Here is a 24579-nt window from a genome sequence, read left to right on the forward strand (position 1 = left end):
GCTGTTTTTGCTGCTGTTGCCAGCGCTGGGTATCCGCTTCACGGGAGGCCAGCCACTGGCTCTCTTCGCCTGGTTGCGCAGGGGCAAGGCCGAAAGCGGAGAACGTTTGGGTCAGCGCGGCGGCGCGTTGAGCGAGTTCATCGCGCAATTGGGTTTGTTGGGCGCGAAGCTCGCGAATTTGCGCGTCGAGCGTCAGGCGCTGGCTGTAGTGATAGCGCTGCTGTTCTGCCTCGTCCTGGGCGGCGAGCCAACCGTTGATGTCGTCAGCGGGCTGCAGCGTGATATTCAACCCTTGAATGACGGTTTGCCACTGTGATGTAAGTGCTTGATCTAGCTCAGAAAGCGTCTCTAGCTCCGTATTTTCTTGCTGCTGCTGTTTTTCCAGTGCGGCCTGCTGGCCGCGCAGCGTGGCGCCTTCTTCCGCCAGATGAGCGACCTCTTTTTCCAGCGCGTCACGGCGAGCTTTGTTGGCATCTGGAGTCAGCGCCTGATATTCCGCAAGCGCCGGGTGGCTGGTGGAGCCGCACAGCGGGCAGGGTGCGCCTGGCTGTAGACGCGCGCGCTCGGCCTCGAGGCGGACGATGGTCGCCTCCAGTTCGCAGATGGCATTAACGTCGTCGCGCTGCTGCTTTTTCTCTTTATAGGTCTGACGAAGCTGGGTAAGTCCGGCGTTCAGTTTCTCCAGCTGCTGCTGGCGCTGCTGCTGGGCGTGCAGAAGCTGCTGGCGGCGCGATTGAAGTGGGATGAACTGGGTATGCAGCGCGCTCAATTGCTGGCGCAGCGGGCGGGTGGCTGCGTGCTGCGCAATGTGTCCGGCAACCTCTTCCTGAGTCAGCGTTAAGGCTGACGGCGGCAGTTGAGCGAACTGTTTCTCCAGATCCTTCAAACGTTGCGCGGAGGATTCTATCTGAGCGCGTTCGCGAGCCTGTTGGCTAAAGGCGCTGCGCCAGCCGGTCAGTTCTCCCTGCCAATGCTGGATATGATCATGTTCCTGAAGCCACTGCTGAATCTGGGTTTGCGTGTGCTGGAGCGAGGTGGCCTGCCGTTCGGCGCTCAGGCGGATACGGTCGCGAAGGCGGCGAGAATCATGTAAGCGAGTATTTACTTGCTCTGTCAGTTGGTGGGTTTTTGCCACCGTGGCGGCTTGCTCCTGTAGCTGGACCCAACGCGGGCGTAATGCCTCGGCTGGCTGCGCCCGGCTGAGCGTGGCGAGCTGCGGCTTGGCGGCTTCCAGCGCCTGTTTTGCGGCAATCAGCGCCTGCTGATGAGTCCGTTCGTCCTGCTCAAGTTCCTGTTGGCGAACCAGCCACTGCTGATGCTGGGCGGCCTGGGTGTGTTGCTGTTGCCACTGCTGTTCGTCAGAAGTAAGCGCCTGCAAACTCTGTGACAAGGTCTGCTGCTGCTCTTCGCTCAGCAGCACCACGCCGCTGGCCTGCGCCTGAAGTTTTTCCAGCTCGCCGCGCGCGTGTTTATGTTTTTCAAATACCTGCGCAGAGATCTGGCCGTAAATTTCGGTGCCGGTCAGCTCTTCCAGCAGTTCGGCACGCTCTTTCGGTTCGGCGTTCAGGAAGGCGGCAAACTGGCCTTGAGAGAGCATCATTGAGCGGGTAAAGCGGCCGTAGTCGAGACCGGTCAGCGAAGCCGTCATCTCCAGCTTGTCTTTCACTTTGTCCGCCAGAATCTGCCCGTCATCGCAGCGTGCCAGCTCGACGCGTGGCGCTTGCAGGTTACCGTCCGGCTGGTTGCGGGCGCGGTTTTGGCTCCAGAAAGCGCGATAGGCCACGCCCTGAACTTCAAACTCCACTTCCGCCAGACACTCGGCGGTGTCGCGGGTCATCAGGTCGTTTTGTGACTGGGAGACGTTACTTAGGCGCGGCGTTTTGTGGTACAGCGCCAGGCAGATGGCGTCCAGCAGCGTGGTTTTGCCCGCGCCGGTGGGGCCGGTAATGGCAAACAGACCGTTGCTGGCAAACGGCTCCTGGGTGAAATCGATTTTCCACTCGCCTTTTAGCGAGTTGAGGTTTTTCAGACGCAGGCTGAGAATTTTCATGGCTGTTCCTCCTCGCCAAGGCTCTGGAGCGTGTCATTAAACAGCGCATGCAGACGCTGCTGCTGCTCCTCCTCCAGCGTTTCAAGCGACAAACGACGCTGAAATACCTCTTCGACGCTCAGCTCGCTCAAGGTCTCGCGCTCAAGGCTTGCCAGAATGCGCTGGCGCTGTTCGCGACTGCGGCGCACCAGCAGCACGTCTACCGGCAGGTCATCGGTGATAACCTGAATTTTACGTTGAATATCATGCAGGTATTCATCGCTGGTGATTTCGATATCCAGCCAGGTGCTCGGCTCTGCGGCAGCATCGCGCCATTCGGCGAGCTGGGCGCTGATTGTGTCAAAATCGCCTTTGATCACCGCCAGCGGTTGAGCAATCGGAACGGTAAGCGGTGTGACCTCGGAAAGCTTGCCGTCGGCGAAGCTCACCAGATTGACGCTTTTGGCTTTGCCGGTTTCATCAAAACTGAGGGCGATAGGCGAACCGCTGTAGCGAATATGCTCGCTGCCGCCGATTTTCTGCGCCCGGTGAATATGGCCCAGCGCGATGTAGTCGGCCGGCGGGAAGTTTTGCGCCGGAAACGCGTCCAGTGTGCCAATATAAATGTCGCGTACCGCGTCACTTTTGCTGGCACCGACGGTCGTCAAATGACCGCTGGCAATAATCGGCAGCGTGGCGTCACCGCGTAGCGTGCAGGCTTGCTGGTACTGCAACTGGTAATAATCGGTAATGCTCGCCAGTACCTGCTGGACTTTTTCGCTGCCGGAAAGCCCGGCCTGGCTGGTTATGATGTCGCGCGGGCGCAGGAACGGCACCGGGCAGAATACCGCGCCGGGCGTGCCGTCGCGGCGGTTCAGGATAAAGGGGGCATGGCCCGCGCTGGCGATCACCGTGGTATTCAGAAATGAAAGGATATCGCGGGATTCATTCAGCGTAGCCACAGAGTCGTGGTTGCCCGCCAGCACGACCAGATGGCAGCCGGTTTGTTGCAGATTAACCACAAATCGGTTGTACAGTTCTCGCGCGTAGCTCGGCGGGGAGCCGGTATCGAAGATATCGCCCGCCACAATAATGGCATCGACTCGTTCGGTTTCGGCGGTCGCGAGCAGCCAGTGCAGAAAAGCCTCATGTTCAGCCGCGCGGCTCTTGCTGTAGAAGTTCTGGCCGAGGTGCCAGTCCGATGTGTGGATGATGCGCATAGCGGTTCCGTGAGAAGTGGCGTAAAGTTGATTATAAACATCAGCCTACGTTGAGGTCGATGAGCGCGTTTCGGCAGTGTCATAAACGGCAAACCGCGATCATCTAACGGTCATGTTTTTCATAAATCTGTCATAAATCTGACGCATAATGACGCCGTATATAATACTGATGTCTAAAAACAGGGCAAATAATGGCAAGACGTATTCTGGTCGTTGAAGATGAAGCGCCAATCCGCGAGATGGTCTGCTTCGTACTGGAACAAAATGGTTTCCAGCCGGTAGAAGCTGAAGACTACGACACCGCTGTCAGTAAACTGAATGAACCCTGGCCCGACCTTATTCTGCTCGACTGGATGTTACCGGGCGGTTCGGGACTGCAATTTATTAAGCATATCAAACGTGAAGCGCTGACGCGTGACATTCCGGTGGTGATGCTCACCGCTCGCGGTGAAGAAGAAGACCGCGTGCGTGGTCTGGAAACGGGCGCTGACGATTACATTACCAAGCCATTCTCACCAAAAGAGCTGGTCGCCCGCATTAAAGCGGTGATGCGCCGCATTTCGCCGATGGCGGTGGAAGAGGTGATTGAGATGCAGGGGCTGAGCCTTGACCCGACCTCTCATCGCGTGATGACCGGTGAAAACCCGCTGGACATGGGCCCAACCGAATTTAAACTGCTGCACTTCTTTATGACGCACCCGGAGCGCGTTTACAGCCGTGAACAGCTGCTGAACCACGTCTGGGGCACTAACGTTTATGTTGAAGACCGTACCGTCGACGTGCATATCCGTCGTCTGCGTAAAGCGCTGGAACACAGTGGTCATGACCGCATGGTGCAAACCGTTCGCGGCACGGGTTATCGTTTTTCCGCCCGTTTCTAAATTTTGACAGGAGTGTGACGCGTGCTGGAACGGCTGTCATGGAAAAGGCTGGTACTGGAGCTGGTGTTATGCTGTCTCCCGGCCGTGATACTGGGACTGATTTTTGGTTATCTGCCGTGGTTTTTACTGGCGGCGGTGACCGGGCTGCTTATCTGGCATTTCTGGAATTTACTGCGACTTTCATGGTGGCTTTGGGTTGACAGAAGTATGACCCCGCCGCCGGGACGCGGTAGCTGGGAGCCCTTGCTGTACGGGCTCAACCAGATGCAGTTGCGTAATAAAAAACGCCGCCGCGAACTGGGTAATCTGATTAAGCGTTTTCGCAGCGGCGCGGAGTCGCTGCCGGATGCGGTGGTGCTCACCACCGAAGAGGGCGCTATTTTCTGGTGTAATGGCCTGGCCCAGCAGCTGCTGGGGCTTCGCTGGCCCGACGATAGCGGGCAAAACATCCTCAACCTGCTGCGCTACCCCGAATTTACCCAACACCTCAAAAAACGTGAGTTCTTAAAACCACTGCATCTGGTGCTGAACAGCGGTCGCCATCTGGAGATCCGCGTCATGCCCTACACCGACCGTCAGCTTTTGATGGTGGCGCGTGATGTGACGCAGATGCACCAGTTGGAAGGCGCTCGACGCAACTTCTTTGCCAACGTTAGCCATGAACTGCGCACGCCGCTAACCGTGTTGCAGGGCTATCTGGAGATGATGCAGGAGCAGGTGTTGGAAGGGAACGTGCGTGAAAAAGCGTTGCACACCATGCGTGAGCAGACGCAGCGGATGGAAGGGCTGGTGCGCCAACTCCTGACGCTCTCTAAGATTGAGGCTTCACCGACGCTGGCGCTCAATGAAAAAATTGATGTGCCGATGATGCTGCGGGTAGTCGAGCGCGAGGCGCAAACGCTCAGTCAGCATAAGCATCAGTTCCATTTTGAAATTGATGAGACGTTAAAAGTGCTGGGCAATGAGGATCAGCTGCGTAGCGCGATGTCGAATCTGGTCTACAACGCGGTGAATCATACGCCGGAAGGGACGCTGATTACCGTGCGCTGGCAGCATGCGCCGCACGGGGCATTGTTCAGCGTGGAGGACAACGGACCGGGAATTTCGCCTGAGCATCTGCCAAGGCTGACCGAGCGTTTTTATCGCGTGGATAAAGCGCGTTCACGGCAGACCGGCGGTAGCGGTTTGGGGCTGGCAATTGTTAAACATGCGGTTAATCATCACGATAGCCGATTAGATATTACCAGTGAGCTCGGCAAAGGTTCGTGTTTCAGCTTTCTGCTGCCGGAACGTTTAATTGCCAAAAATAGCGAGTAATTTCACGCTTGTCAGCTTAACTTTCCACAGACCAGCCTCGGCTGGTCTGTTTGCTTTGCAGTCAAGTAACTCCCGCGTGATTTACGAACGTCTGATTATTTTTTGTTCGCATGATTAGCCGGATGTTTTTCTTAAATCCAGTTAATCCGTCTGCTTATTTTTTCACTATCAATATAATCATCTGGTTTTTCGATCCCGTGTTGCTTTAAAACGTTATAAGCGTTTAAATTGGCCCCCATGCAGTCGTAAACAGACTATATATACGCGGTAAATCAAAAAACTATTCTTCTCTACGCCGCGAAGGGAGCATATCCCGCTGAGTTTATTGTCAGTTTCCTCTGCATCATTCCACAGGCGCTGACACAATAAATTTGTTTTACAACACCACATCCACAGGCTGTAGTTACATATGACCCATCAATTAAAATCGCGTGACATCATCGCTCTGGGCTTTATGACCTTCGCGTTGTTTGTTGGCGCAGGCAACATCATTTTCCCTCCTATGGTTGGCTTGCAGGCCGGTCCACACGTCTGGACTGCGGCTATCGGCTTCCTGATTACTGCGGTAGGTCTGCCTGTGCTGACCGTCGTCGCGCTGGCGAAAGTGGGCGGCGGCGTCGATAGCCTGAGCACGCCAATTGGTAAAGTGGCGGGCGTACTGCTCGCTACGGTCTGCTACCTGGCGGTTGGCCCGCTGTTTGCGACCCCGCGTACCGCGACCGTGTCGTTTGAAATTGGTATCGCGCCGCTGACCGGCAGCGGTGAACTGCCGCTGTTTATCTACAGCGTTGTCTACTTCGCGCTGGTGATTCTGGTGTCGCTCTATCCGGGCAAACTGCTGGATACCGTGGGTAATTTCCTGGCGCCGCTGAAAATCCTGGCGCTGATTGTGCTGTCCGTTGCTGCCGTGATGTGGCCAGCTGGCCCTATCAGCCACGCGATGGAGGCCTATGAAACCGCGGCGTTCTCAAACGGCTTTGTGAACGGCTATCTGACCATGGATACGCTGGGTGCGATGGTGTTTGGTATCGTTATCGTTAACGCCGCGCGTTCCCGCGGTGTGACCGAAGCACGTCTGCTGACCCGTTATACCATCTGGGCTGGCCTGATGGCCGGCGTGGGCCTGACGCTGCTGTATCTGGCGCTGTTCCGCCTGGGTTCAGACAGCGCGACGCTTGTCGATCAGAACGCGAACGGTGCAGCAATTCTGCACGCATACGTACAGCACACCTTCGGTGGCGCGGGCAGCTTCCTGCTGGCGGCATTGATCTTCATCGCCTGTCTGGTGACGGCGGTGGGCCTGACCTGTGCGTGCGCTGAGTTCTTTGCGCAGTACCTGCCGTTCTCCTACCGTTCACTGGTCTTTATCCTCGGCCTGTTCTCGATGGCGGTGTCGAATCTGGGGCTGAGCCACCTGATTCAAATCTCCATTCCGGTGCTGACCGCGATTTATCCGCCATGTATCGCACTCGTAGTGCTGAGTTTTACCCGCAATTGGTGGCATAATTCGGGCCGCGTTATTGCACCACCGATGTTTATCAGTCTGGTATTTGGTATCCTTGACGGCATCAAAGCCTCTGCCTTTGCAGATGTGCTGCCAGCGTGGACGACCCGTTTACCGCTGGCCGAGCAAGGCCTTGCATGGCTGATGCCGACGGTTGTGATGGCGGTTCTGGCCATAATCTGGGACCGCACCGCAGGTCGTCAGGTGACATCAAGCGCCCACTAACCGGCGTTGACATCAAGGTGTTTTAACCACGGAACGTGATGTTCCGTGGTTTTTTATTTTGGGTACTTTCACCTAAGTCGTTCGCGCTGCGGCGCGATGATGATGGGTATGACATGGCACTGGAAACGATGGAAAACAACAAGCTGAAGCGCGGGTTAAGCACCCGACACATTCGCTTTATGGCCCTCGGATCGGCCATTGGTACGGGGCTGTTCTACGGCTCCGCCGATGCGATCAAGATGGCCGGGCCAAGCGTTCTGCTGGCCTACATTATTGGCGGCGTTGCCGCGTATATCATCATGCGTGCGCTGGGCGAAATGTCCGTGCATAACCCGTCTGCAAGCTCCTTCTCTCGCTACGCGCAGGATAACCTGGGCCCGCTGGCGGGCTACATCACAGGCTGGACCTACTGCTTTGAGATCCTGATTGTAGCCATTGCGGATGTGACCGCCTTTGGTATCTATATGGGCGTCTGGTTCCCGGCGGTGCCGCACTGGATATGGGTACTCAGCGTGGTGCTGATTATCTGCGCCATCAACCTGATGAGCGTGAAGGTGTTCGGTGAGCTGGAGTTCTGGTTCTCGTTCTTCAAAGTTGCCACCATTATCATCATGATTATCGCCGGTTTTGGCATCATCATCTGGGGTATTGGCAATGGCGGACAGCCGACGGGTATTCATAACCTGTGGAGCAACGGCGGCTTCTTTAGCAACGGTTGGCTTGGCATGGTGATGTCGCTGCAGATGGTGATGTTTGCCTACGGCGGTATCGAAATTATCGGTATTACCGCCGGTGAAGCGAAAGACCCTGAGACTTCGATTCCGCGCGCGATTAACTCCGTGCCGATGCGTATTCTGGTGTTCTACGTGGGTACGCTGTTCGTCATTATGTCTATTTATCCGTGGAACCAGGTTGGTACCAACGGTAGCCCGTTTGTGATGACCTTCCAGCATCTGGGGATCACCTTCGCGGCCAGCATCCTCAACTTTGTGGTCCTGACGGCATCGCTGTCGGCGATTAACTCCGACGTGTTCGGCGTGGGTCGTATGCTGCACGGGATGGCGGAGCAGGGTAGCGCACCGAAGGTATTCGCTAAAACGTCCCGCCGCGGTATTCCGTGGGTGACGGTGATGGTGATGACCATCGCGCTGCTGTTTGCGGTTTACCTCAACTACATCATGCCGGAAAACGTCTTCCTGGTGATTGCGTCGCTGGCGACCTTCGCGACGGTGTGGGTGTGGATTATGATTCTGCTCTCGCAGGTGGCTTTCCGTCGCCGCCTGTCGGCTGATGAAATCAAAGCGCTGAAGTTTAAAGTGCCTGGCGGCGTGGCGACAACGATTGTCGGTATCGTCTTCCTGGTCTTTATCATCGCGCTGATTGGTTATCACCCGGACACGCGTATTTCGCTGTACGTCGGCTTTGCGTGGATCTTGCTGCTGTTAGTCGGCTGGGCATTTAAAACCCGTCGCCGCAAATAATCTGCTCTATCAAGTAGCCCGGAGTCGGTGCGTCAGCACCGACTCCGGGAGCTTTACCGGCACCATTTCGCTTGGCCTGGTTACAACGTTTTTGCCTCTCTATTCTCCGCCCCCGTCCTCCTCCCTACAAAAATGTTCAAAAGATGAGTAGGGTGCAATAGTCGTATGGCAAGGTGAGCTCACTTTGAGGATAGGGGATAGATGATGTTGAATGCCTGGCACCTTCCTGTTGCTCCCTTTATTAAACAGCAACAGGACAAACTCATTATCACGCTGTGGCTTCGTGGCGATGATCTGCCGCAGCGGGTGACGATGCGCTCGGAAGTCGATAACGAAGAGATGGCGCTACCGATGCGCCGCAGCGGAAAAGCGCCGAGCCGCGATATCGTGCAATGGCGCGCGGAAATCAGCCTGCATGAAGGCCAGCCGCGTCGCCGTTACGCCTTTAAGCTGCTGTGGGATGACCGCCAGCAGTGGTTTTCGCCAAAAGGCTTTAGCGCCTTTCCACCGGCCAAGCTTGAACTCTTTGCCTTTGACTGCCCGGACGCTGGCCCGCAGTGGGTGACCGAACAGGTTTTCTATCAGATTTTCCCGGACCGTTTCGCCCGCAGCCCATCGCGCAGCGACCAGCAGGATAAGGTCTACCATCATCACGCCGCCGGGCACGACATCGTCCTGCGCGATTGGGATGACCCTCTCACTGCCGAAGCGGGTGGCTCGACCTTTTACGGCGGCGACCTCGACGGTATCAGCGAAAAACTGCCGTACCTGAAAGCGCTTGGCGTCACCGCGCTGTACCTGAACCCGGTGTTTACCGCACCCAGCGTACACAAGTACGATACTGAAGATTATCGTCAGGTCGACCCACAGTTCGGCGGCAACGACGCACTGCTGCGCTTGCGCCATAACACCCAGCGCGAGGGGATGCGCCTCGTCCTCGATGGCGTGTTTAACCACAGCGGTGATACCCACGCCTGGTTTGACCGCCACAACCGCACACCGAACGGGGCCTGCTATCACCCGGACTCTCCGTGGCGCGACCATTACAGCTTCTCACCAGAGGGTAAAGCGCTCGACTGGTTAGGCTACGCGAGCCTGCCGAAGCTGGATTACCGGTCTCAGGCGCTGATTGACGAAATCTACGGCGGTGAAGACAGCATCGTTCGCCACTGGCTGAAAGCGCCGTGGAATATGGATGGCTGGCGACTGGACGTGGTGCACATGCTCGGCGAAGCGGGTGGCGCAAAGAACAACCTGAAGCATGTGGCAGGGATAACCCAGGCGGCGAAAGCCACGCGACCGGACGCCTACGTGCTCGGCGAACATTTTGGCGATGCGCGTCAGTGGTTACAGCAGGATGCGGAAGATGCGGCGATGAACTATCGCGGCTTTACCTTCCCGCTGTGGGGATTCCTTGCGAATACCGATATCTCCTACGACCCGCAGAAGATTGATGCACAAACCTGTATTGCGTGGATGGAAGACTACCGCGCCGGGCTGTCGCATCAGCAGCAGCTACGGATGTTTAACCAGCTTGATAGCCACGATACGGCGCGTTTTAAATCGCTGCTGGGTCGTGATGTGGCGCGTCTGCCGCTGGCGGTGGTCTGGCTGTTTAGCTGGCCCGGCGTGCCCTGTATCTACTATGGCGATGAAGTGGGGCTGGACGGCGATAACGACCCGCTCTGCCGCAAGCCATTCCCGTGGGATGAAAGCAAGCAGGATAAAAATCTGCTGGCGCTCTACCAGCGTCTGGCTGCGTTGCGTAAAGCGACGCCTGCGCTGCGCCATGGCGCTTGCCAGGTGCTCTATGCGGCGGGAGACGTGGTGGTGTTCCTGCGCGTGCTTGGTGCAGAGCGCGTGCTGGTGGCGATTAACCGTGGGGAAGCCTGCGACGTCACGCTCTCTGACTCCCCGTTGCTGCACGTGGCTCACTGGCAGCGCCGGGAGGGCGATGCGCAGCTTGAGGGGATGCGCTTGACGCTACCGGATATCTCCGCGTCGGTGTGGACCGGTCACTGATAGAGACGGCGAATTTCAGCGCTGGCGAGCAGGGTTTCACGCCACCAGCGCTGGGCGAGCCCGTCGCTGCCGTTGCGCCAGGCCATATAGGCGACGTCTTTTTGCCGAAACGAGTTTACCGTTTTCTCCACTAACTCTCCTGTCGCCAGCCACGGGCTGGCAATATGGCGGGGGAGGAATCCGCAGCCCATACCGGCGCGCAGCAGCGTCACCTTACTGTGAAAATCGTCAACGCGAATCTGTGGCTGTTCATCCATCAGGTTGGTCTGCAAGGGATGGCATACCCGCGCGCTATCGCTTATCACTACCGCGCGATGTAAACAGAGCTGCTCGTTGGTTAAGCCCTCTGACGCGGTGGCCAGCGGGTGACTTGGCGCGACCACAAACACGTTATCCAGCGTGCCGAGCATACGATACGACCAGGCGGCGGAGGTGGGCGGTTCGTTAATCGCACCGAGGATAATATCCGCGCCGTTATGGGTGAGTTCTTCCCAGGAACCGGCCAGCGTATGATGGGTAAAGTTAAGGCGCGTTTGTTTATTCAGGGCGTAAAAGGCGTCGATCGTCGGCAATAGCGCGGTAAAGGGAAACGAGTCGTCCAGCGCAATCGCCAGCTCTTTCTCCCAGCCAGAAGTCAGCTGTACCGCCTGTTTTTCCAGATCTTTTGCCGCGTTGAGCAGCAGGCGGCCCTTTTCCAGCACCATTCGTCCGGTATCGGTAAATTTAGCCCGATGCCCGGAGCGGTCCAGCAACGTAATTTCCAGGTCGCTTTCCAGCTTTTGAATCATATAGCTAAGCGCGGCGGGCGTTTTGAACAGCGAATCAGCGGCGGCGGCGAAAGACCCGTGTTTATCAAGGGCATCAAGAATGAGCAGTACGTCCAGATTGAGTCGCATAATAAAAAATATCCTGAAAATTAAACCACTACGTTGTAACGAATAGCGAAAAACAAAGCCAGTGAATAAATTAGATAAAACTGTCGCATTTTTTTGATGCTGATTTATTACCGTCACGGGATGGTAAGTTTTCTTTAATAACTCGTTAGAAATTTCCCGCTATACTCAACAAGCTTTCTGATTCAGGATCCTGCTGCTGACGGCAGTTTAAGACCGTTGCCTTTTAACTTATTGATTAAGAAGGTGTGTTATGTCTATCCGGGAACTGATTGACCCTCAAAACTCTGCGCTTATTTTTATTGACCATCAGCCACAAATGTCATTCGGGGTGGCGAATATTGATCGCCAGACGCTGAAAAATAACACCGTAGCATTAGCGAAGGCCGGTAAAATATTTAATGTTCCGGTAATTTACACTTCCGTCGAAACGAAAAGTTTTAGCGGTTATATCTGGCCAGAATTACTCGCTGTTCATCCTGACGTTAAGCCTATCGAACGTACTTCAATGAACTCCTGGGAAGACGCTGCTTTTGTGAAAGCGGTAGAAGCGACCGGGCGTAAAAAACTGATTATCTCGGCGCTGTGGACTGAAGTTTGCCTGACCTTCCCGGCACTGATGGCGCTGGAAGCGGGATATGAAGTTTATGTCGTGACTGATACCTCCGGCGGCACCTCTGTTGATGCCCACGAGCGTTCTATCGACCGCATGGTGCAGGCTGGTGCGGTGCCGGTGACCTGGCAGCAGGTGCTGCTTGAGTACCAGCGCGACTGGTCACGCAAAGAAACTTACGACGCGGTAATGGATTTGGTGCGTGAACACAGCGGTGCGTACGGGATGGGCGTGGACTATGCCTATACCATGGTGCACGGCGCGCCAGAGCGCAAAGCTTAAGGTCCGCGACCCGGTGGGGCGTCGACCCCGCCGGTTTGCAAGCGCAAGGAACCCATCTTCATGACGCAAAAGCATGTCACGCTGGTTATTACCCACGCTATTCGTCCCGAACACGTTGCGCAGTACGAAGCCTGGCTTGGCGAAATTATGCCTATTGCCGCTAGCTATCCCGGTCATCTGGGCGCCAACGTTATTCGTCCGGTCGATGGACAGACGGCCTGGAATATTATCATCCGCTTCGACACCATCGAGCACCTCTACGCCTGGACCCAGTCTGACGTGCGACGCAAGCTGGTGGAGGAAATCGCCCCGGTTCTGGGGGACGGCGACCGCACCGAGGTGCGCACCGAAGCCGCTTTCTGGTTCACCCCGCCTGCCGCTAACGTTCGCCAGCCAAAGCGCTGGAAACAGTTTCTGATAACGCTGCTGGTGATTTTCCCCAGTACTAACCTGGTCCCCGCGATTACCGGCGCGCTGCTGCCGTCGTTAAAGGGAACCCTGTTACTGCATTTTATTAATGATGCTTGTGTGGTCGCGCTGGTGGTCTGGTTCTGGATGCCCATCGTGACCCGCCTGTTTGCCGGTTGGCTGAAAAAAGCCTGAATCGACGCGAGGAGAACGCTATGTCACAAACCGCTACCCTGATTTTAACGCAGGGGCAGATTCACACTCTTGACCCGCAACAGCCCATCGCCGAAGCGGTGGCCATCGCTGATGGCAAAATTCTCGCCGTCGGTAGCGACGCGCAGATGCTGTCCTACGCGGGTGAAGGCACGCAGATTGTTGATCTTCACGGGCACACGGTGATCCCTGGCCTTAACGACTCGCACCTGCACCTCATTCGCGGCGGGCTGAACTACAACCTGGAGCTGCGCTGGGAAGGCGTACCGTCGCTGGCGGATGCGCTGCGCATGCTCAAAGAGCAGGCCGATCGTACGCCGTCGCCGCAGTGGGTGCGCGTGGTAGGGGGCTGGAGTGAGTTCCAGTTTGCCGAACGCCGGATGCCGACGCTGCAGGAGCTTAACGATGCCGCGCCGGATACGCCGGTGTTCGTCCTGCACCTCTACGACCGCGCCCTGCTCAACCGCGCCGCGCTGAAGGCGGTGGGCTACACCAAGGATACGCAGGCTCCAGCGGGCGGTGAGATTGTCCGCGATAACAACGGCAACCCGACCGGGATGCTGATTGCCAAACCCAACGCCATGATCCTCTACGCGACCCTGGCGAAGGGGCCGAAGCTGCCGCTGGAGATGCAGGTCAACTCCACCCGCCAGTTTATGCGCGAGCTGAACCGACTGGGGCTGACCAGCGCCATTGATGCGGGCGGCGGCTTCCAGAACTACCCGGAAGATTACGAAATTATTGAGCAGCTGCATGCCAATAAGCAGATGACCATCCGCATTGCTTATAACCTGTTTACCCAGCGTCCGAAGCAGGAAGTTGAGGATTTCGAACGCTGGACCGATATGCTGAAACCGGGGCAGGGTACCGATTTCTACCGTGCTAACGGTGCAGGCGAGATGCTGGTCTTCTCGGCGGCTGACTTTGAAGATTTCCTGCAGCCGCGCCCGGATCTGCCGCCGGGTATGGAAGATGAACTTGAACGCGTCGTCCGTCATCTGGTTGAGCATCGCTGGCCGTTCCGCCTTCACGCCACCTACGACGAGTCGATCAGCCGCATGCTGGATGTGTTCGAGAAGGTTAACCGTGATATTCCGTTCAACGGTCTGCACTGGTTCTTTGACCACGCCGAGACCATCACCGAGCGCAACATTGAGCGCGTGAAGGCGCTGGGCGGCGGGATTGCGGTGCAGCATCGTATGGCCTTCCAGGGCGAGTATTTCGTCGATCGCTATGGCAAAGATGCGGTGAAACACACGCCGCCGGTGGCGAAAATGCTGGAGATGGAGGTGCCTGTCGGTCTGGGGACGGACGCCACCCGCGTGGCGAGCTACAACCCGTGGACGGCGCTGTACTGGCTGGTTTCCGGGCGTACCGTCGGCGGCATGGCGATGTATGATGATGAAAACCGTCTGCCGCGCGATGTGGCGCTGGAACTGTGGACGGCGGGTAGCGCCTGGTTCTCCAGCGAGCAGGGCAAAAAAGGCCGCATTGCTGCTGGGCAACTGGCGGATCTGGTGGCGCTGTCGAAGGACTACTTCAGTGTGCCGGAAGAAGAGATCAAAGGCATTGAGTCGGTGATGACGATTGTTGATGGCCGCGTAGTCTACGCCGCCGGACACTTCACGCCGATCGCCCCGCCGTCGATTCCGGTGGTGCCGGACTGGTCACCGGTGGTGAAAGTGCCGGGCCACTATCGCTCCGCGCCTCCGGGCTCAGAGCATATTGGTGCAGTGGTGCAGATGCATCAGTGCTGCGGCAGCTGCGGCGTGCACGGGCATCAGCACGATATTGCGCGCCAGTCCGGTATTCCGGTATCGGATGACCGTGCCTTCTGGGGCGCGCTGGGCTGTTCTTGCTTCTCGTTCTAAAACGATCCCGGCGGCGCTTCGCTTGGCCGGCTACAGGATGTAGTCCGGGCGAGTCATCGCTGACTTAGGGGAAACAAAAAAGGCTCGCGCAATGCGAGCCTTTTTTTGTCGGAACGTCAGCCGATTACAGGCTGGAAACGTTCTCGCTCAGGTACTTAGCAACGCCGTCCGGAGACGCGTTCATGCCTTCTTTCCCTTTTTCCCACTGCGCCGGGCACACTTCGCCGTGCTGCTCGTGGAACTGCAGCGCATCAATCATACGCAGCATTTCGTCGATGTTACGACCCAGCGGCAGGTCGTTAACGACCTGGTGGCGAACCACGCCGTTAGCGTCGATCAGGAAGGAGCCGCGCAGCGCAACGCCTTCGTCCGGGTGTTCGATACCGTAAGCTTTCTGAATTTCACGCTTAACGTCGGCAACCATTGCGTATTTCACTGCACCGATGCCACCTTTGTCGACAGGGGTGTTACGCCATGCGTTGTGGACGAACTCAGAGTCAAAAGAAACGCCAACCACTTCAACGCCGCGCTTCTGGAACTCTTCGTAACGTTTGTCGAAGGCAATCAGCTCGGACGGGCAGACGAAGGTGAAATCCATCGGCCAGAAGAACAGAACGGTGGCTTTACCCTGGGTGTGCTGTTTGAAATTGAATTTCTCAACGATTTCACCGTTGCCCAGTACCGCTGCTGCGGTGAAGTCAGGCGCTTGACGAGTAACCAGAACCATGGGGTTCTCCTTTGAATTTATAAGGTTAATGGAACGCAACGCGGGCCAGTATAGGGAGGGTAAGCGGGGAACACAAAAAGACTATGACGATTAATAAGATAGGATTCACCTATCAATTATTATTTTATCAAAGGAATAAGCATAGCCGTTCCGTGGCCCGATGCAAGTCCTACAGCGTTTTGTTTTTCGCCTGCGCCATCATCTGCGGATAGAACTGCCAGAAACGGGTCTCCAGCGCATCATAGTGCGCGTCGAGGTCATGCCAGGAGTCGCGCAGCGCATCGAGCTTCGGCCGACGGCTGGCCATGCCGTTCAGTACCCGCTGGATAAAATCCATCTCGGCGTACCGCTCCAGCCAGCGTTCCGTCCACAGGTGCTCGTTCAGCGTGAGAAAGCGTGCTGGCGCATCCGGAAGAATCGTGGTGACTTCGGCACGGGCATAGCGGGTAAAGTCCGGTAACGCGATGTCCGGTGAAATACGGCCCCAGTGGCGGGAAAGGAAATGGTCCCACATCACGTCGAGGGTAATGGGTGCCACGCGGCGCGTTTCGGGGCGGAACCATTCACGCGCTTCTTTTACCTGCGGCAAATTGTCGGTCATCACGTCAATACGGCGATGCATATGGATGCCGTCAACGATGGCGGCCGGATAATCTTGCCCTGGGTTACCGCGAACAAAATCCGCCAGCAGATTTCCCGAAAGCGAGCTATTGGCGAGGTGAGCAAGGTGCAGGTGAGCGAGAAAATTCATTGTTAAACGTTTATCCAGAGGGGTAAGGGTTGCAGGGATGTCTCCCCGGCACTAGACTACCCGCCTCATTATTAAGCCCAGAGTCACAGTCATGCGCGTTGCCGATTTCTCCTTTGAACTACCAGAATCCCTGATTGCCCACTATCCGCAAGCCGAGCGTAGCAGCTGTCGCTTGCTGTCGCTGGACGGGCCGACGGGCGCGCTGACGCACGGTACTTTCACCGATTTGCTCGATAAGCTCAACCCTGGCGATCTGCTGGTCTTTAATAATACCCGCGTGATCCCGGCGCGCCTGTTTGGCCGTAAAGCCAGCGGCGGCAAGATTGAAGTGCTGGTCGAGCGTATGCTGGATGATAAACGTATTCTGGCACATATTCGCGCTTCTAAAGCGCCGAAGCCTGGTGCCGAGCTGCTGCTGGGCGATGATGAAAGCATTAAAGCAACAATGGTCGCTCGCCATGACGCGCTGTTTGAAGTTGAATTCGACGACGAACGCAGCGTGCTGGACATTCTGAACGCTATCGGCCACATGCCGCTGCCGCCGTACATCGACCGTCCGGACGAAGACGCCGACCGCGAGCTGTATCAGACCGTGTACAGCGAAAAACCGGGTGCCGTTGCGGCACCGACCGCGGGCCTGCATTTCGACGAACCGCTGCTGGCGAAGCTTCGCGAGAAAGGCGTCGAGATGGCGTTTGTCACGCTGCACGTGGGCGCGGGTACCTTCCAGCCGGTGCGCGTTGACAGCATTGAAGACCACATCATGCACTCCGAATACGCGGAAGTGCCGCAAGAGGTGGTGGATGCAGTGCTGGCGGCGAAAGCTCGCGGCAACCGCGTGATTGCGGTCGGTACCACCTCCGTTCGCTCGCTGGAAAGCGCGGCGCAGGCGGCAAAAGATGAGCTGATTGCGCCGTTCTTCGGCGACACGCAAATCTTTATTTTCCCAGGCTACCAATACCAGGTGATTGATGCGCTGGTCACCAACTTCCACCTGCCGGAATCTACGCTGATTATGCTGGTGTCCGCTTTTGCCGGTTATCAGCACACCATGAACGCCTATAAGGCTGCTGTAGAACAAAAATATCGCTTTTTTAGTTACGGTGATGCCATGTTTATCACGTACAATCCGCAGGCTATTTCTGAGCGTGTCGGGGAATAAATTTCCGGCATGAGTGTTTAAAACGTCGGACTGTTTTTCTGACGCAGGAGTGAAGATGAAATTTGAACTGGACACCACAGACGGTCGCGCCCGCCGCGGCCGCCTGGTTTTTGATCGTGGCGTAGTGGAAACGCCTGCCTTTATGCCGGTAGGTACCTACGGCACCGTTAAAGGCATGACGCCGGAAGAAGTGGAAGCGACCGGCGCGCAAATCATTCTCGGCAACACCTTCCACCTGTGGCTGCGCCCGGGTCAGGAAATCATGAAGCTGCACGGCGACCTGCATGATTTCATGCAGTGGAAAGGCCCAATCCTGACCGATTCCGGCGGTTTCCAGGTCTTCAGCCTGGGCGATATCCGCAAAATCACCGAGCAGGGCGTGCACTTCCGCAACCCAATTAACGGCGACCCGATCTTCCTCGATCCAGAAAAATCGATGGAAATTCAGTACGATCTCGGCTCCGATATCGTGATGATTTTCGACGAATGTACGCCGTACCCGGCGGATTGGGACTACGCTAAGCGCTCCATGGAGATGTCTCTGCGTTGGGCCAAACGTAGCCGCGACCGTTTTGATGGCATCGGCAACAAAAATGCGCTTTTTGGCATCATTCAGGGCAGCGTTTACGAAGATTTACGTGATATCTCCGTCAAAGGTCTGGTGGAGATTGGCTTTGATGGCTACGCTGTCGGCGGCCTGGCGGTAGGTGAGCCGAAGGAAGACATGCACCGTATCCTGGAGCACGTTTGCCCGCAGATCCCTGCTGACAAACCGCGTTACCTGATGGGCGTCGGCAAACCAGAGGACCTGGTTGAAGGCGTTCGTCGCGGTATCGATATGTTTGACTGCGTTATGCCAACGCGTAACGCCCGTAACGGTCATCTGTTTGTGACCGACGGTGTGGTGAAAATCCGTAATGCCAAACATAAGAGCGATACCAGCACGCTTGATGCCGAGTGTGATTGCTACACCTGTCGCAATTATTCGCGTGCATACTTGCATCATCTTGACCGTTGCAACGAAATACTGGGTGCGCGCCTCAATACCATTCATAATCTTCGCTACTATCAGCGCTTAATGGCTGGTTTACGCAAGGCTATCGAAGAGGGTAAATTAGAGAGCTTCGTGACCGATTTCTACCAACGCCAGGGGCGTACCGTTCCACCTTTGAACGTTGATTAATTTTAATAATGAGGGAATTTGAATGAGCTTTTTTATTTCTGATGCGGTAGCAGCAACCGGGGCTCCGTCGCAGGGCAGCCCGATGTCTCTGATTCTGATGCTGGTGGTTTTCGGCCTGATCTTCTATTTCATGATCCTGCGTCCACAGCAAAAACGTACCAAAGAACATAAAAACCTGATGAACTCCATCGCGAAAGGCGATGAAGTGCTGACTAACGGTGGCCTGGTTGGTCGTGTGACCAAAGTAGCAGAAACTGGCTACATTGCTATCGCACTGAACGACACCACTGAAGTGGTTATCAAACGTGACTTCGTAGCTGCCGTTCTGCCGAAAGGCACCATGAAGGCGCTGTAATAATTCGTTTTCCCAAAGGGAACTGCCGTGTTAAACCGTTATCCTTTGTGGAAGTATGTCATGCTGGTCGTCGTGATTGTCGTCGGCCTGCTGTATGCGCTTCCCAACCTGTATGGTGAGGATCCGGCCGTTCAAATCACTGGCGTGCGCGGTGTCGCCGCCAGTGAGCAAACGCTGATCCAGGTCCAGAAAACGTTACAAGAAGAAAAAATTACCGCTAAGTCTGTGGCACTGGAAGAGGGCGCTATTCTTGCGCGCTTCGACACCACCGACATCCAGCTGCGTGCGCGTGAAGCGCTGGTAAACGTGCTGGGTGACAAATACGTCGTGGCGCTTAACCTTGCTCCGGCAACGCCGCGCTGGCTGGCTGCGATTAACGCAGAGCCAATGAAGCTCGGTCTTGACCTGCGTGGTGGTGTGCACTTCCTGATGGAAGTGGATATGGACACTGCGCTGGGCAAACTGCAGGAACAAAATATCGATAGCCTGCGCAGTGACCTGCGTGAAAAAGGCATTCCTTATACTACCGTTCGCAAAGAAGACAACTACGGTCTGAGCATCGCTTTCCGTGACAGCAATGCGCGTGATGAAGCCGTCTCTTATCTGAGCAAGCGTCATCAGGATCTGGTGATTTCCAGCCAGGGTAGCACCGCGCTGCGTGCGGTGATGACCGATGCTCGCCTGAGCGAAGCCCGTGAATACGCCGTTCAGCAGAACATTAACATTCTGCGTAACCGTGTAAACCAGCTGGGCGTTGCTGAGCCAGTGGTTCAGCGCCAGGGTGCTGACCGCATCGTGGTTGAGCTGCCTGGTATTCAGGACACCGCGCGTGCGAAAGAAATTCTGGGCGCCACTGCAACCCTGGAATTCCGTCTGGTAAACACCAACGTTGACCAGGCTGCTGCCGCATCTGGCCGCGTGCCGGGCGACTCTGAAGTGAAAGACACCCGTGAAGGCCAGCCGGTTGTGCTGTACAAGCGTGTGATCCTGACCGGTGACCATATCACCGACTCCACTTCAAGCCAGGACGAGTACAACCAGCCGCAGGTTAACATCTCGCTCGATAGCGCGGGTGGTAACATCATGTCTAACTTCACCAAGGACAACATCGGTAAGCCGATGGCGACCCTGTTCGTGGAGTACAAAGACAGCGGTAAGAAAGATGCTAACGGTCGCGCCATTCTGGTGAAACAGGAAGAGGTGATTAACATCGCCAACATCCAGTCTCGCCTGGGTAACAGCTTCCGTATTACCGGTATCAGCAACCCGAACGAAGCGCGTCAGCTCTCTCTGCTGCTGCGTGCCGGTGCGCTGATTGCGCCGATTCAGATTGTTGAAGAACGTACCATCGGTCCAACCTTGGGTATGCAGAACATCAAGCAGGGCCTGGAAGCGTGTCTGGCCGGTCTGGTGGTCTCTATCCTGTTCATGCTCGTCTTCTATAAGAAGTTCGGTCTGATTGCGACAAGCGCACTGCTGGCTAACCTGATACTGATCGTCGGTATCATGTCACTGCTGCCGGGCGCGACGTTGAGTATGCCGGGTATCGCGGGGATTGTGTTAACCCTTGCGGTTGCCGTCGATGCTAACGTACTGATCAACGAACGTATCAAAGAAGAGCTGAGTAACGGACGTTCGGTACAGCAGGCAATCAACGAAGGCTATGCTGGCGCGTTCAGTTCCATCTTCGATGCGAACATCACGACGCTGATTAAAGTCTTGATCCTGTATGCAGTCGGCACCGGGGCAATTAAAGGGTTCGCGATTACTACCGGTATCGGTGTGGCGACGTCGATGTTTACCGCGATTGTCGGTACGCGTGCCATCGTAAACCTGTTGTATGGCGGCAAGCGCGTCAAAAAGCTGTCAATCTGAGGAGTGCGATGTGGCACAGGAATATAGCGTTGAACAACTAAACCACGGCCGTAAAGTCTATGACTTTATGCGCTGGGATTACTGGGCTTTCGGTATCTCGGGTTTCCTGCTGATTGCGGCCATCGTGGTGATGGGCGTACGCGGGTTTAACTGGGGTCTCGATTTCACCGGCGGTACGGTAATTGAAATTACGCTGGAAAAACCGGCGGACATGGACTTAATGCGCGATGCGCTGGAGAAAGCGGGTTTCGTTGATCCGCTTCTGCAGAACTTCGGCAGCAGCCATGACATTATGGTACGTATGCCGCCAACCAAAGGTGCGGATGGTGGCCAGGTACTGGGTAGCAAAGTGCTGAGTGTGATTAACGAAGCCACCAGTCAGAATGCTGCCGTTAAGCGTATCGAATTCGTCGGACCAAGCGTGGGCGCCGATCTGGCGCAAACCGGTGCGATGGCGCTGATGGTGGCTTTGCTGTCCATTCTGGTGTACGTCGGTTTCCGCTTTGAGTGGCGACTGGCGGCGGGTGTGGTTATCTCACTGGCGCACGACGTGATCATTACTGCGGGTATACTCTCGTTGTTCCATATCGAGATTGACCTGACTATCGTGGCATCGTTGATGTCGGTTATCGGTTACTCACTGAACGATAGTATCGTGGTATCTGACCGTATTCGTGAAAACTTCCGCAAGATTCGCCGCGGTACGCCATACGAAATCTTTAACGTGTCGCTGACCCAGACGCTGCACCGTACGTTGATTACGTCCGGTACGACGTTAGTGGTTATTCTGATGCTGTATCTCTTCGGTGGTCCGGTACTGGAAGGCTTCTCGCTGACTATGCTTATCGGTGTTTCCATCGGTACCGCATCGTCTATCTACGTGGCCTCGGCGCTGGCGCTGAAGCTGGGTATGAAACGCGAGCACATGCTGCAGCAGAAAGTGGAGAAAGAAGGGGCGGATCAGCCGTCAATTCTGCCGTAATCTGCCGCACTTAGGGCACGAATAAAAGCCGCAACGCCGTAGGGTGTTGCGGCTTTTTTATTGCCCATTTAGACTGTGCGCATTCCCTTACCTTGAACACGACATATCGAGTCATTATGGCCATCATCCCAAAAAACTACGTGCGGCTGGAAAGCGGCTACCGTGAAAAAGCGCTGAAACTGTTCCCGTGGGTGTGCGGACGCTGTTCGCGCGAGTTCGTCTATTCCAACCTGCGTGAGCTGACGGTTCACCATATGGATCACGACCATACCAATAACCCGGAAGATGGCAGCAACTGGGAGCTTCTGTGCCTGTTCTGTCACGATCATGAGCACTCGAAGTACACCGAGGCGGATCAGTACGGTTCGACGGTCGTGGCCGGGGAAGATGCGCAAAAAGACGTGGGCGAGGCGACCTACAACCCGTTCGCTGACCTGAAAGCGATGCTGAATAAGAAGAAATAGCCGGTGTGATGTAACGCGTACATGGTTACTGGAATCCCGATCGTAAGGTCGGGATTTTTTCGTTTTTAGGCCATGTCGAAATCAATGAGCAGAGTAGAATCAGCGGCAAGCCGGTTTATTCCGGTGAGGCGCAGTGTTGCGGGGGCTTGATCCCCGGTGGCCTTGTCGCTGGAAAGAGAAAACCCCCGCACATTGTTCGGTATTCACCGGCAACATAACGGGGGCTAACTTGACCCTAGACAAGTTGAGGATAGCCGCGAACCGTTGCCATTGCAACCAAGGCGGCTGTATGACGCTCACGGAAGTTTGCATTATTGTCTGGCACGATCTGGCAGCACCAACGCTGGTCGGTATTGCGACAGGTCTGTTTTTAGGCTGGTGGCATAGTCAGAGATAAGGCGAGGTGGGCAAACCTGCCGCCTGCGTGGCAGCATGCGCCCGAAACAGGCCAGAGGGGTAACCTCTGGCCTTTTTTGCAGTGTCGAACTTAGAAGTTGTAACCTACAACCAGGTAACCACCCCAACCGGTAGATTTCGCGTTGAAGTCGCCTTCGCCCCAGTTCAGGGTATTGCCGCCTTGCCACTGACCGCCGTTATGGAAGTAACGGGCAACGACAGAGTAGTGCCAGTGATCGTAGTTCAGCGCCAGGATGTGGCTGGATGCGATAGAGTTGCTGGTACGGTTTGGTTCGTCGCCAAGATCTGAACCCCAGTCGAAGTTGGTGAAGCCGATGTAGCTCAGCTTACCGCCCCAGAGGTCACTGATTGGCACAAAGTATTTCACTTTGAAGCGGTAGCCATCCCACTCGTTTTCGTTCGCGGCACCATAGTTCTGCCACTGGTATTTAGCATACACGTTCAGGGACAGACCCATTGGCAGGCCGGTGTCGATATCGGTACCCAGCCCCATATACCAGGTGCTCTGGCGGCTAGCCTTGTTGTCACCCATATCGTAGATGTAGTTGTTCGCGATGTACCACTCTTTGAACGGACCAAAGCTCAGGTCAGCGCCGGTCAGCTTATCGATAGAGAAGCGTGGTTCGATTTCCATGAACATAGGAGAACCGTCAGACCATACGCCTTTATCGTTGCCGTTACCCCAGTCAAAGGTTTTAGGAATATCGATGTAGCCGTAGAAGTCGAGCCAGTCTTTTTTGGCAAATGCTTCATATTCCAGGTAAACGTCGTTGTTCAGCTTCGGTGAGAAGCGGGTGTGATAGCTACCCACCACGTTTACGCTCTGATGCCACCAGTCGGAGACATACTGAGGTTGAGAATCGCCCGCTGCGTTAGCAGTGAAAGAAGCGGAGAGCGCCAGTGCAGCACCGGCTGCTAATAATGTTTTTTTCATATTTCTGCCACTAATAAAAAAAATCGAAAGAGAGTGATTTTTATCACCGAAGTTTTTCTAAATGTTTCGTGTTTCTGCGTGCCTATTATATGAATCCTTGCTCACGAAAATCAGTCATGGTTCACACATTTTTCAACCGTGTAATCGATTGCGTTCACGTTTGCGTAGTTTAGACGCCGCGATTGTACTGATGGAGTGAATTAATGCAAATGTTTACATACGCGAAATGTGTTTCAGGCAGGGGGAGAGGACAGAAATTGAGAGAGAATGTTGTTACCATTCTCCCTCGATTGAAATGTTATTGCGCGTTGGCAGGCTGAACGTCGTGGATGCGTACGAAGCCAAGCTGTTCCGGGGTCACGCCGTTAAGCTGAAGCGGAATATCGACATCGCTTGGCGCCAGCACGCTCGCCGGGGCGGAGAAGAGCTGATTCTGCACGTTGACCTCCTGATACTGCTCGGTCGTACCCTGAATCTGGCCCCACTCAACGGTGCCGGTGAAGGCTGGCAGCGCATCGTTTGACTCGCCCTGAATACGCAGCGTCACCGCCGTACCCTGCGCGTTAGCGGCGATATTGCGTAACGACATGCGCAGCGTACCAATCTGGCTGTTCAGGCGTGCTGGCGTGTTCGCGCCAGGAAGCAGGTAAACACCGCGCGTTGATTTCGCATTCAGCGCATTTTGCTGAGTGATTTTCACCGTCTCTTTATTGAGCTGCGTCATCTCGGTACTGAGGGCGCTGATGTTTTGATGCATCTGCTTCACCTCG

General features: G+C 55.7%; 22 protein-coding genes. 15 read left to right on the forward strand and 7 right to left on the reverse strand.

Annotation, left to right across the window (positions count from 1 at the left end; genetic code table 11):
- Positions 1-2050: exonuclease subunit SbcC (gene sbcC, locus GKAS_RS14620; RefSeq protein WP_035895129.1), on the reverse strand; the 2050-nt coding region annotated here is incomplete at its 3' end.
- Positions 2047-3249 carry an exonuclease subunit SbcD gene (gene sbcD, locus GKAS_RS14625; RefSeq protein ID WP_035895130.1) on the reverse strand — a complete coding sequence of 401 codons (1203 nt, stop codon included), beginning with the start codon at positions 3247-3249 and terminating at the stop codon, positions 2047-2049. The genes sbcC and sbcD, both read right to left, overlap by 4 nt.
- 191 nt (positions 3250-3440) lie before the next feature.
- Between sbcD and phoB the strand changes: the two genes are divergently transcribed.
- From phoB to malZ, 5 genes are all read left to right on the forward strand, one after another.
- Entirely contained in the window at positions 3441-4130 is a 690-nt protein-coding gene (gene phoB, locus GKAS_RS14630; protein ID WP_035895131.1) for a phosphate response regulator transcription factor PhoB, read from the forward strand.
- A 21-nt stretch (positions 4131-4151) separates the two neighbouring features.
- Positions 4152-5447, forward strand: coding sequence for a phosphate regulon sensor histidine kinase PhoR (gene phoR / locus GKAS_RS14635; RefSeq protein WP_035895132.1), 1296 nt, complete (start codon positions 4152-4154; stop codon positions 5445-5447).
- A gap of 409 nt (positions 5448-5856) precedes the next feature.
- The gene (gene brnQ / locus GKAS_RS14640; RefSeq protein WP_035895133.1) at positions 5857-7176 is read left to right on the forward strand and encodes a branched-chain amino acid transporter carrier protein BrnQ; all 1320 of its coding nucleotides are present in this window, start codon (positions 5857-5859) and stop codon (positions 7174-7176) included.
- Between the two features lie 128 nt (positions 7177-7304).
- A complete protein-coding gene (gene proY / locus GKAS_RS14645; protein WP_035895154.1) occupies positions 7305-8657 on the forward strand; it encodes a proline-specific permease ProY in 1353 nt (450 codons plus the stop codon).
- 201 nt (positions 8658-8858) lie between these two features.
- The gene (malZ, locus tag GKAS_RS14650; protein ID WP_181814580.1) at positions 8859-10679 is read left to right on the forward strand and encodes a maltodextrin glucosidase; all 1821 of its coding nucleotides are present in this window, start codon (positions 8859-8861) and stop codon (positions 10677-10679) included.
- Here the strand turns inward: malZ and GKAS_RS14655 are convergent.
- Complete coding sequence (locus GKAS_RS14655; RefSeq protein WP_035895134.1) at positions 10673-11575, reverse strand: LysR family transcriptional regulator; 903 nt, start codon at positions 11573-11575, stop codon at positions 10673-10675. The two genes, malZ and GKAS_RS14655, sit on opposite strands and share 7 nt — an antisense overlap.
- A 250-nt stretch (positions 11576-11825) precedes the next feature.
- Here GKAS_RS14655 and GKAS_RS14660 point away from each other — a divergent pair, with 250 nt between their 5' ends.
- The 3 genes from GKAS_RS14660 to GKAS_RS14670 are packed head-to-tail and all read left to right on the forward strand — an operon-like array spanning position 11826 to position 14959.
- A complete protein-coding gene (locus GKAS_RS14660) occupies positions 11826-12467 on the forward strand; it encodes a hydrolase (RefSeq protein ID WP_035895136.1) in 642 nt (213 codons plus the stop codon).
- Positions 12468-12527: 60 nt separating this feature from the next.
- The gene (locus GKAS_RS14665; protein WP_035895138.1) at positions 12528-13070 is read left to right on the forward strand and encodes an antibiotic biosynthesis monooxygenase; all 543 of its coding nucleotides are present in this window, start codon (positions 12528-12530) and stop codon (positions 13068-13070) included.
- Positions 13071-13090: 20 nt separating this feature from the next.
- Positions 13091-14959, forward strand: coding sequence for an amidohydrolase (locus GKAS_RS14670; RefSeq protein WP_035895139.1), 1869 nt, complete (start codon positions 13091-13093; stop codon positions 14957-14959).
- A gap of 124 nt (positions 14960-15083) precedes the next feature.
- Here the strand turns inward: GKAS_RS14670 and GKAS_RS14675 are convergent, their stop codons facing one another.
- Both GKAS_RS14675 and acpH read right to left on the reverse strand, forming a co-directional pair.
- Positions 15084-15686, reverse strand: coding sequence for a peroxiredoxin (locus tag GKAS_RS14675; protein ID WP_035895140.1), 603 nt, complete (start codon positions 15684-15686; stop codon positions 15084-15086).
- A 169-nt stretch (positions 15687-15855) separates the two neighbouring features.
- Positions 15856-16437, reverse strand: coding sequence for an ACP phosphodiesterase (gene acpH / locus GKAS_RS14680; protein WP_035895141.1), 582 nt, complete (start codon positions 16435-16437; stop codon positions 15856-15858).
- A gap of 91 nt (positions 16438-16528) precedes the next feature.
- Here acpH and queA point away from each other — a divergent pair, with 91 nt between their 5' ends.
- The 7 genes from queA to GKAS_RS14715 all read left to right on the forward strand — a co-directional run bounded on the left by queA (position 16529) and on the right by GKAS_RS14715 (position 22855).
- Complete coding sequence (gene queA / locus GKAS_RS14685) at positions 16529-17599, forward strand: tRNA preQ1(34) S-adenosylmethionine ribosyltransferase-isomerase QueA (protein WP_035895142.1); 1071 nt, start codon at positions 16529-16531, stop codon at positions 17597-17599.
- Positions 17600-17654: 55 nt separating this feature from the next.
- Positions 17655-18782, forward strand: a complete 1128-nt coding sequence (gene tgt / locus GKAS_RS14690; RefSeq protein ID WP_035895143.1) for a tRNA guanosine(34) transglycosylase Tgt — start codon at positions 17655-17657, stop codon at positions 18780-18782.
- A 22-nt stretch (positions 18783-18804) separates the two neighbouring features.
- Positions 18805-19137, forward strand: a complete 333-nt coding sequence (gene yajC / locus GKAS_RS14695; RefSeq protein WP_035895145.1) for a preprotein translocase subunit YajC — start codon at positions 18805-18807, stop codon at positions 19135-19137.
- A 27-nt stretch (positions 19138-19164) separates the two neighbouring features.
- Positions 19165-21012 carry a protein translocase subunit SecD gene (gene secD, locus GKAS_RS14700; RefSeq protein WP_072011411.1) on the forward strand — a complete coding sequence of 616 codons (1848 nt, stop codon included), beginning with the start codon at positions 19165-19167 and terminating at the stop codon, positions 21010-21012.
- A 10-nt stretch (positions 21013-21022) separates the two neighbouring features.
- Positions 21023-21994, forward strand: coding sequence for a protein translocase subunit SecF (secF, locus tag GKAS_RS14705; RefSeq protein WP_035895147.1), 972 nt, complete (start codon positions 21023-21025; stop codon positions 21992-21994).
- A gap of 116 nt (positions 21995-22110) precedes the next feature.
- A complete protein-coding gene (gene yajD / locus GKAS_RS14710) occupies positions 22111-22458 on the forward strand; it encodes an HNH nuclease YajD (protein WP_035895149.1) in 348 nt (115 codons plus the stop codon).
- Between the two features lie 289 nt (positions 22459-22747).
- Complete coding sequence (locus tag GKAS_RS14715; protein ID WP_035895150.1) at positions 22748-22855, forward strand: type I toxin-antitoxin system toxin Ldr family protein; 108 nt, start codon at positions 22748-22750, stop codon at positions 22853-22855.
- A gap of 90 nt (positions 22856-22945) precedes the next feature.
- On the opposite strand, the gene GKAS_RS14720 is transcribed toward GKAS_RS14715, so the two are convergent.
- Both GKAS_RS14720 and GKAS_RS14725 read right to left on the reverse strand, forming a co-directional pair.
- Positions 22946-23809: a nucleoside-specific channel-forming protein Tsx gene (locus tag GKAS_RS14720; RefSeq protein WP_035895152.1), complete on the reverse strand. Its 864-nt coding sequence runs from the start codon at positions 23807-23809 to the stop codon at positions 22946-22948.
- Positions 23810-24107: 298 nt separating this feature from the next.
- Positions 24108-24579 (reverse strand): SadB/YajI family lipoprotein (locus GKAS_RS14725; protein WP_035895157.1); only part of this gene is annotated, 472 nt, incomplete at its 5' end.

This window comes from Kluyvera ascorbata ATCC 33433 (genome assembly GCF_000735365.1).
In the GTDB taxonomy this organism is placed as follows: domain Bacteria; phylum Pseudomonadota; class Gammaproteobacteria; order Enterobacterales; family Enterobacteriaceae; genus Kluyvera; species Kluyvera ascorbata.

Excerpts from the sequence above, each read along its gene's own strand:
- sbcD (WP_035895130.1), bottom strand. The coding sequence starts at position 3,249 with ATGCGCATCATCCACACATCGGACTGGCACCTCGGCCAGAACTTCTAC.
- phoB (WP_035895131.1), top strand. The coding sequence starts at position 3,441 with ATGGCAAGACGTATTCTGGTCGTTGAAGATGAAGCGCCAATCCGCGAG.
- brnQ (WP_035895133.1), top strand. The coding sequence starts at position 5,857 with ATGACCCATCAATTAAAATCGCGTGACATCATCGCTCTGGGCTTTATG.
- proY (WP_035895154.1), top strand. The coding sequence starts at position 7,305 with ATGGAAAACAACAAGCTGAAGCGCGGGTTAAGCACCCGACACATTCGC.
- malZ (WP_181814580.1), top strand. The coding sequence starts at position 8,859 with ATGATGTTGAATGCCTGGCACCTTCCTGTTGCTCCCTTTATTAAACAG.
- GKAS_RS14655 (WP_035895134.1), bottom strand. The coding sequence starts at position 11,575 with ATGCGACTCAATCTGGACGTACTGCTCATTCTTGATGCCCTTGATAAA.
- GKAS_RS14660 (WP_035895136.1), top strand. The coding sequence starts at position 11,826 with ATGTCTATCCGGGAACTGATTGACCCTCAAAACTCTGCGCTTATTTTT.
- GKAS_RS14665 (WP_035895138.1), top strand. The coding sequence starts at position 12,528 with ATGACGCAAAAGCATGTCACGCTGGTTATTACCCACGCTATTCGTCCC.
- GKAS_RS14670 (WP_035895139.1), top strand. The coding sequence starts at position 13,091 with ATGTCACAAACCGCTACCCTGATTTTAACGCAGGGGCAGATTCACACT.
- GKAS_RS14675 (WP_035895140.1), bottom strand. The coding sequence starts at position 15,686 with ATGGTTCTGGTTACTCGTCAAGCGCCTGACTTCACCGCAGCAGCGGTA.
- acpH (WP_035895141.1), bottom strand. The coding sequence starts at position 16,437 with ATGAATTTTCTCGCTCACCTGCACCTTGCTCACCTCGCCAATAGCTCG.
- queA (WP_035895142.1), top strand. The coding sequence starts at position 16,529 with ATGCGCGTTGCCGATTTCTCCTTTGAACTACCAGAATCCCTGATTGCC.
- tgt (WP_035895143.1), top strand. The coding sequence starts at position 17,655 with ATGAAATTTGAACTGGACACCACAGACGGTCGCGCCCGCCGCGGCCGC.
- yajC (WP_035895145.1), top strand. The coding sequence starts at position 18,805 with ATGAGCTTTTTTATTTCTGATGCGGTAGCAGCAACCGGGGCTCCGTCG.
- yajD (WP_035895149.1), top strand. The coding sequence starts at position 22,111 with ATGGCCATCATCCCAAAAAACTACGTGCGGCTGGAAAGCGGCTACCGT.
- GKAS_RS14715 (WP_035895150.1), top strand. The coding sequence starts at position 22,748 with ATGACGCTCACGGAAGTTTGCATTATTGTCTGGCACGATCTGGCAGCA.
- GKAS_RS14720 (WP_035895152.1), bottom strand. The coding sequence starts at position 23,809 with ATGAAAAAAACATTATTAGCAGCCGGTGCTGCACTGGCGCTCTCCGCT.